9 protein-coding genes are annotated in these 5,848 nt (G+C 36.2%); 5 read left to right on the forward strand and 4 right to left on the reverse strand.

Annotated elements, in window-relative coordinates; translation table 11 throughout:
- Positions 1-248: 248 nt before the first annotated feature.
- Genes BA053_RS04965 through BA053_RS07450 form a run of 4 tightly spaced genes read right to left on the reverse strand, consistent with a single transcriptional unit; the run spans position 249 to position 3,450 of the window.
- Positions 249-629: a holo-[acyl-carrier-protein] synthase gene (locus tag BA053_RS04965; RefSeq protein WP_065094517.1), complete on the reverse strand. Its 381-nt coding sequence runs from the start codon at positions 627-629 to the stop codon at positions 249-251.
- Positions 626-1,894 carry a proline--tRNA ligase gene (gene proS / locus BA053_RS04970; RefSeq protein WP_065106831.1) on the reverse strand — a complete coding sequence of 423 codons (1,269 nt, stop codon included), beginning with the start codon at positions 1,892-1,894 and terminating at the stop codon, positions 626-628. The genes BA053_RS04965 and proS overlap by 4 nt, the downstream gene beginning before the upstream one ends.
- A 55-nt stretch (positions 1,895-1,949) precedes the next feature.
- On the reverse strand, positions 1,950-3,224 hold the full coding sequence (locus BA053_RS07445) for a WH2 domain-containing protein (protein WP_156518230.1): 1,275 nt from the start codon (positions 3,222-3,224) through the stop codon (positions 1,950-1,952).
- Between the two features lie 55 nt (positions 3,225-3,279).
- On the reverse strand, positions 3,280-3,450 hold the full coding sequence (locus BA053_RS07450) for a hypothetical protein (protein ID WP_156518095.1): 171 nt from the start codon (positions 3,448-3,450) through the stop codon (positions 3,280-3,282).
- Between the two features lie 141 nt (positions 3,451-3,591).
- On the opposite strand from BA053_RS07450, the gene BA053_RS07455 reads away from it, so the two are divergent.
- Genes BA053_RS07455 through BA053_RS04990 form a run of 5 tightly spaced genes read left to right on the forward strand, consistent with a single transcriptional unit; the run spans position 3,592 to position 5,757 of the window.
- A complete protein-coding gene (locus BA053_RS07455) occupies positions 3,592-3,792 on the forward strand; it encodes a hypothetical protein (protein ID WP_156518231.1) in 201 nt (66 codons plus the stop codon).
- 8 nt (positions 3,793-3,800) lie between these two features.
- Positions 3,801-3,962, forward strand: a complete 162-nt coding sequence (locus BA053_RS07460; protein WP_156517976.1) for a hypothetical protein — start codon at positions 3,801-3,803, stop codon at positions 3,960-3,962.
- Positions 3,963-3,993: 31 nt separating this feature from the next.
- Positions 3,994-4,353 (forward strand): ferredoxin family 2Fe-2S iron-sulfur cluster binding protein, encoded by a 360-nt coding sequence (locus tag BA053_RS04980; protein ID WP_065094401.1) that lies wholly within the window; start codon positions 3,994-3,996, stop codon positions 4,351-4,353.
- A gap of 2 nt (positions 4,354-4,355) precedes the next feature.
- Positions 4,356-5,396: a hypothetical protein gene (locus BA053_RS04985; RefSeq protein WP_065094400.1), complete on the forward strand. Its 1,041-nt coding sequence runs from the start codon at positions 4,356-4,358 to the stop codon at positions 5,394-5,396.
- Complete coding sequence (locus BA053_RS04990) at positions 5,380-5,757, forward strand: cytochrome c-type biogenesis protein (RefSeq protein ID WP_065094399.1); 378 nt, start codon at positions 5,380-5,382, stop codon at positions 5,755-5,757. Before BA053_RS04985 ends, BA053_RS04990 begins: the two co-directional genes overlap by 17 nt.
- The last annotated feature ends 91 nt before the right edge of the window (positions 5,758-5,848 follow it).

Raw genomic sequence — 5,848 nt, forward strand, 5'->3', positions numbered from 1 at the left:
GATGACAAGAAAGAGGCTACTTGGGTAACTTTGTCATTCCAGTCTGGAATCCAGACTTGCCGTAATGTCATCAAGAAAGTTGTGTTTTAACATAAAACGGCTACTTTTATGCTTACCAACTTAATAAAATTCCTGGATCCCAGACTGGAATGACAAGAGAGGGTACTTGGATAAGAGGCATTGCCCTCCTGGTAGGCCCAAATTGCAATGTTCATACAGTTGTGCATAGGATGACAAAAGAGTAAACTTTATCTGTGTGAGCTATAGACGCAAATTATAACAAATGCAGTAGCGTAATCTCCATCGTCACTCAGAGAAAGATGAATCTTGTAGTCCTTTGAGATGAAATCCTTTCTGACAGCAATATATGGTTTTCCTCTTACATCGCTATATATTTCTATACCTTTCATTGTAATACCCTGACCACTGCCTAGTGCTTTAATAAAAGCCTCCTTTGCTGCAAAGCGTTTAGCAAAATACCTTGCTCGCATTTCTTGACTATTATACTTTCTACTTAGCTCTATTTCCTTTTCAGTGTAGATTCTATTGAGAAATTTTTCCCCGTATTTTTGTAATATTCTCAATATTCTTGGTATATATACTATGTCAGTGCCGATACCGTGTATCATTTTGCGCTAAAGTGATTTATTGCTTCCTCAATCTGCATTTCCTTTACCTCTCCAGTTGCTCTATTTTTTACTTCAACTATATTTTCACTTACTGCTTTCTTTCCGACAATTATTTGCCACGGCAAGCCTATCAGATCCATTCTAGAAAATTTTACTCCTACACTCCCTTCCGTATCATCGTAAAGCACTTCATCGCTTTTCAAAGCTTTGTATATTTTATCTGCAGCCTCCGGTACTTTCGTTTGTAAATTGATTAAACCAATTCTGAAAGGAGCCACCGATTCTGGCCAGATAATTCCTTTATCATCATGAAAAGCTTCTATTATTGCACCAACAAGCCTTGAAACCCCAATACCATACGAACCCATATGTATATTGACATTTTTTCCATCTTGAGAAGTAACACTTGCCTTCATAGGCTTTGAGTATTTGTCGCCAAAATAAAAAATATGCCCTATTTCAATACCCTTACTAACATTTAACTGTTCTTGTGATGTAGGGCAAGTCTCAGGATCATGCATATCATCTGCAACTGCGTATATACTCTTTAAACTTTCAATATCTTCACTCTCTAGTAGTTCAGAAAATTTATTGTCATAATATAAAGTGCTCTCACCAGTGTTTGCCAATATATGAAACTCGTGGCTCAAATTTCCTCCAATTGGCCCAGTATCTGCCCTAACTCCAATTGGAGTAAGTCCCATGCGTTTGAAGATTTTTATGTAAGTTTTGTACATCAAATTATATGAATTCAGTGCACCTTCGTAATCTACACCAAAACTATACGCATCCTTCATCAGAAATTCTCTGCCTCTCATAACGCCATAACGCGGCCTTACTTCGTCACGAAACTTCCACTGAATTTGATATAAACAAAGCGGCAAATCTTTGTAACTTTTTACCGTATTTCTAATCAAATCAGTTGCTACTTCCTCGTGTGTTGGACCAAAAAGCATATCTTCCTCATACCTATCCTTTATACGCAACATTTCCTTACCGTAATCATCGTAACGCCCTGATTCTCGCCAAAGATTTGCTGGTTGCACACAAGGCATTAACACTTCAATAGCGCCAGATTTATCCATTTCATCTCTGATGATGTCTTCAATATTTTTAAGCACTAAGAGACCAAGTGGTAACCAGGAATAAATGCCAGATGCTATCTGCTTTATTAAACCTGCACGTAAAGAATATTGATGGGAGATAATTTTAGCATGGGCAGGCTTTTCCTTTAGAGTTGGTAAGTAATACTTGGATAAACGCATATAATAGATCTGATTGTATTAAGCAATCTTAATACAATCAGACCTGTAGGTAAACTTATTTTGAAAAAGAAGGGAAGTGCGTGGTGCTTCCCCGTGCAACAAATTGTCTTTGGCATGGAGACGCTTCTTTATCAAACTTTGCCATGAGACCCTTAACAAGAGAAGTAGATGAGTCTTTCACTTCAGTCACTGTTGTTGCAGGAGGAGCTTCAGGTTTCGTTTTTAAATTAACAGGCTTAGGCGGTATCGGTGGCTTTTTTGTATTTGGTTGGTGGCTTGGCGGAGCTGCAGTTTCAGGATATTGTTGATCATCATCAGATCTATAACCACTCTCGGGAGTGCTTGTTCCTTTTTTATTGTCTGATTGGGAATTTGAAGGCGTAGATTTTTTCCTGCTTTTTGTCAGCACCTTCTTTTTCTGCTCTATCTCTTTCTGTTTGTCTTTGCTTTCATCTGTAGTCCAACCTGAATCGCTAATAGAATCAGAATGCTCACTTTCACTATCTGAGAATTCAATGGCTATTCTCCTTGCAAGAATAGAAGCCATATCACACTTTGTTTTTGGAGTACTCTTCTCAGGGCTTTGTTGATTTTTATTAACTGGTTTCAATGTAAAACCTCCTCTTATTTCTGCAAATAAAGCATTTTTGGAATCTGTTTGCTCACCTTCACTATTCTTTTCTCGTTTTTCCCTATTTTGTTTTAATTTTTCATCGCGTGCTTTTTTCTGTTCTTTGCTCATACCTGCCTTACCGCCAGCTTTTTTTATACTATTAAGTAAATCATTACTACCCTGTTGAGTTGATGAATTTTGAGGAGGAGGAGGTACTGCACCACTTGCTTGATTCAATTGCTCAGGAGTTGGCATAGGAGGAGGTGGTGGTGGTGCACAGCTTGATAGAGGAGGAGGCGGCGGCTGTAGCATATTGGCACTTGGATTTGGTTGTGTTCCAAACGTTACTGGAGGTGATTGAGGAGTAGGTACATTTGATTTATTCTCCAGATTAGTACAATTTTTACACACAAATTTTTGTGGTTCTTGAGATGGAGTATGGCCGAATTTCTGTCCATTAAGACCTAATTCTTTCTTATTATCATCTCTAGAAATAGCCAGTTTAACAAGATATGTCACTGAAATAAGTGCAACAACCGCAGAAACAGCAAAGATTGCTAAAGGAACTGCTGCAATAACATAAGGAAGATATTGACCAGATGTGAAACTAAATACAGACAATAATGAGATAGTAATTAAAGGTTTCCATATAGTCCCCTTAGTTTTAGTAAGCTCCTGACTATCTTTTAGCAATGAAGAATTATTGGATGTCGTCATTTCTTTGCCTCATTTGTTAACGATAATTTAATAATAACCCAATTAATAATTTCTGTCAATAATGAATTATGAAAAATAAAGTCAAAATTTGAATAGATAAGCTATAAGTAATATACGACCAGCAATAGCCATACAATAGACTTCTTGTATAACCCACACTAAGTAGAAAAAAGGTGTCATCCAAGTAGCTGACACTGCTCTCCTTTGTCATTCCAGTGCTTGACACTGGAATGACACCGAAGGGGCTACTGCCGTCTTGGATGGAAACCAGTGTCAGAACTAGTTAACCATGGGGCTTCTTTTGCCTTTTTTTTCATTTGGTAAATTTCTTAAATATTTATGGCTAACATGAAGCTAAGTACGAACTTTGTTAAACATAACAAATGGTGCCATTCCAGTGCTCCTTTTTTTGTCATCCCAGTGCTTGACACTGGGATCAAGTTTTCCATATAATCTCATCGAAAATGTTGTAACCACTTTCTGTGCTAGTTTGCTTGCTTACAAGCAAACTTTCCTGGATCCCAGTGTCAAGCACTGGGATGACATCATAGGGGCGTTGCCATCATAAAGGAACCAGTGTCAGCTACTTGGATGACAGGAGAAGGCACTAGCCTGACAACCGTCATCCCGCTGCTTGTTAGCGGGATCTATGCTAAAGGAGATACTTGGATAACAAGAAATATAGGTACTGGAATTGCAAAGAGTTTGCAAATATTAGTTATTACCTGTAGGATATAGAGAAATTAGTAAGGATTTTAATAGGGATAATATGCCATCTGTTACTTTTATTTTACCTGATGGGAGTAAGAAAAGTTATGAAGCTGCAGAGGGAGAAACTCTGCTCAATTTAGCCCATAGAAGTGATCCAGATCTGCTTGAAGGTGCATGTGAAGGCTCTCTTGCTTGTTCTACATGCCACGTGATTGTTGATCCAAAGTTTTATAATGCTGTAGAAACGCATAATCCCATATCTGATGAGGAAAACGATATGTTAGATCTAGCCTTCGGCTTAACGGAGACATCAAGACTTGGGTGCCAAATAAAAATCACAAAAGATATCGACGGCTTGTGTGTAACCATACCAAGGGGTACAAGAAATATATCATTGGATAAACAGGGGAGTGATTAGCTATGCGTAAGATTTTTATCTATATTATCATCTCTTTACTTTTGTTTATTCCTGTAGCGTATAGTGGTTTTTGGTATTTTTCTGCATGTAAGGTAAAAAATCTTTTAGCTGAAACAATACTATACATTAACGACGAAAAGTTTGATATTTTACATGATTTTAGTGGACTTCCTTCTAACCTAATTTTCCGTGTGACAAACCCAAAATTTTCCAATGAGCAATTAACCATCTCATCTGATGCTTTATTGATAAAAAATAGATTGTTTGATAAATCAGTATATATCTACATACCAAGCAATGAAGTCAACATTGTTGTTCATGGTGATGAGAAAAAGAATATAAAATGCCACACAAATGATAGCAGCCACTTTGTTGTTAGACTAAATGATTTACCATCTTCATTGCGATTCAACAGAAATAGTACCGTGATAGACTATATAGATACACTTCGTTACGAAGATTATGGATTAAAATGTGATGTTTCAGAAAATCAGCAAAGTGTTATAACTGAAGTGAATGATAAAAGTAATTACATTCAATTTCACCTCGATAAAGAACCAAGTGGAAATACTAAACTAGGATTTGATTTTTATACTTATCGGTATAAAAATACTGCAAGTCCTGAAAGTTACCTTAGTATCGACACTAAATTTGATTACGAATTTGTAAACCACATCTCAGCTTCCAGAATTAATTTCAACATAGAGAAATTTTTAATTCAAAGTAATAATTTTTCTCTTGCTGCAGATGGTGGAGTGCAAAATTATAATTTGGTTACGTCTTCATTTAAAGACAAAATCAACGTGGCTATATCAAATTATAAAGAATTAATCTCGTTTATGATTGGTGACTCAAAAACTTCAGATGCGTTTGAAAAATTAATGTCTTCCTTATCAGAAAAAACAACTGATGACGGCATTCAATTTTCAATAAAGTACGATGATGATGTAGGGTCAAGCTTTATTGGAAAGTTATCCACTACTGATTTTATGAACCAACTCAGTAAAATAACCCAATTAACCAAGGATGAGAGCAGTAGTTAGTTTACTTTTCATATTGATATTTCACTCAGGCGTAAACGCTTTTACTCTGGATAATAAACTCAGAGATAAAAGCATGGAAAAACGAGCAACAAGTTTATTTGAAATAATAAGGTGTCCAATATGTTCTGGCGAATCATTGTCTGAATCTGGATCTCAGATCGCGTATGATATGCGAGGAGCAATTCGTAAAAAAATCAATGATGGATACACTGATGAAGAGATAATCTCAGAGTTAAAAAATTCTTACGGCAATTCAATTATAATCGTACCACCTAGCACTTACATTTTGTGGTTTATTCCACTTACAACTCTGCTTATTGGGTGTTTTTTAATACAAAGATACATCAATACAACCACTTAAACCTTTTATATATAGCTAAAGTGACTTAGGTTCTCTAATTGCACATAAGTCAACAATAATTTTCACACAAATCAAAACAGCATATCTTCTC

It is taken from the genome of Wolbachia endosymbiont of Nomada ferruginata (genome assembly GCF_001675785.1).
In the GTDB taxonomy this organism is placed as follows: domain Bacteria; phylum Pseudomonadota; class Alphaproteobacteria; order Rickettsiales; family Anaplasmataceae; genus Wolbachia; species Wolbachia pipientis.

Bases quoted from the DNA above. Each gene is read 5' to 3' on its own strand.
- BA053_RS04965 (WP_065094517.1), bottom strand. From the start codon at position 629: ATGATACACGGTATCGGCACTGACATAGTATATATACCAAGAATATTG.
- proS (WP_065106831.1), bottom strand. From the start codon at position 1,894: ATGCGTTTATCCAAGTATTACTTACCAACTCTAAAGGAAAAGCCTGCC.
- BA053_RS07445 (WP_156518230.1), bottom strand. From the start codon at position 3,224: ATGACGACATCCAATAATTCTTCATTGCTAAAAGATAGTCAGGAGCTT.
- BA053_RS04980 (WP_065094401.1), top strand. From the start codon at position 3,994: ATGCCATCTGTTACTTTTATTTTACCTGATGGGAGTAAGAAAAGTTAT.
- BA053_RS04985 (WP_065094400.1), top strand. From the start codon at position 4,356: ATGCGTAAGATTTTTATCTATATTATCATCTCTTTACTTTTGTTTATT.
- BA053_RS04990 (WP_065094399.1), top strand. From the start codon at position 5,380: ATGAGAGCAGTAGTTAGTTTACTTTTCATATTGATATTTCACTCAGGC.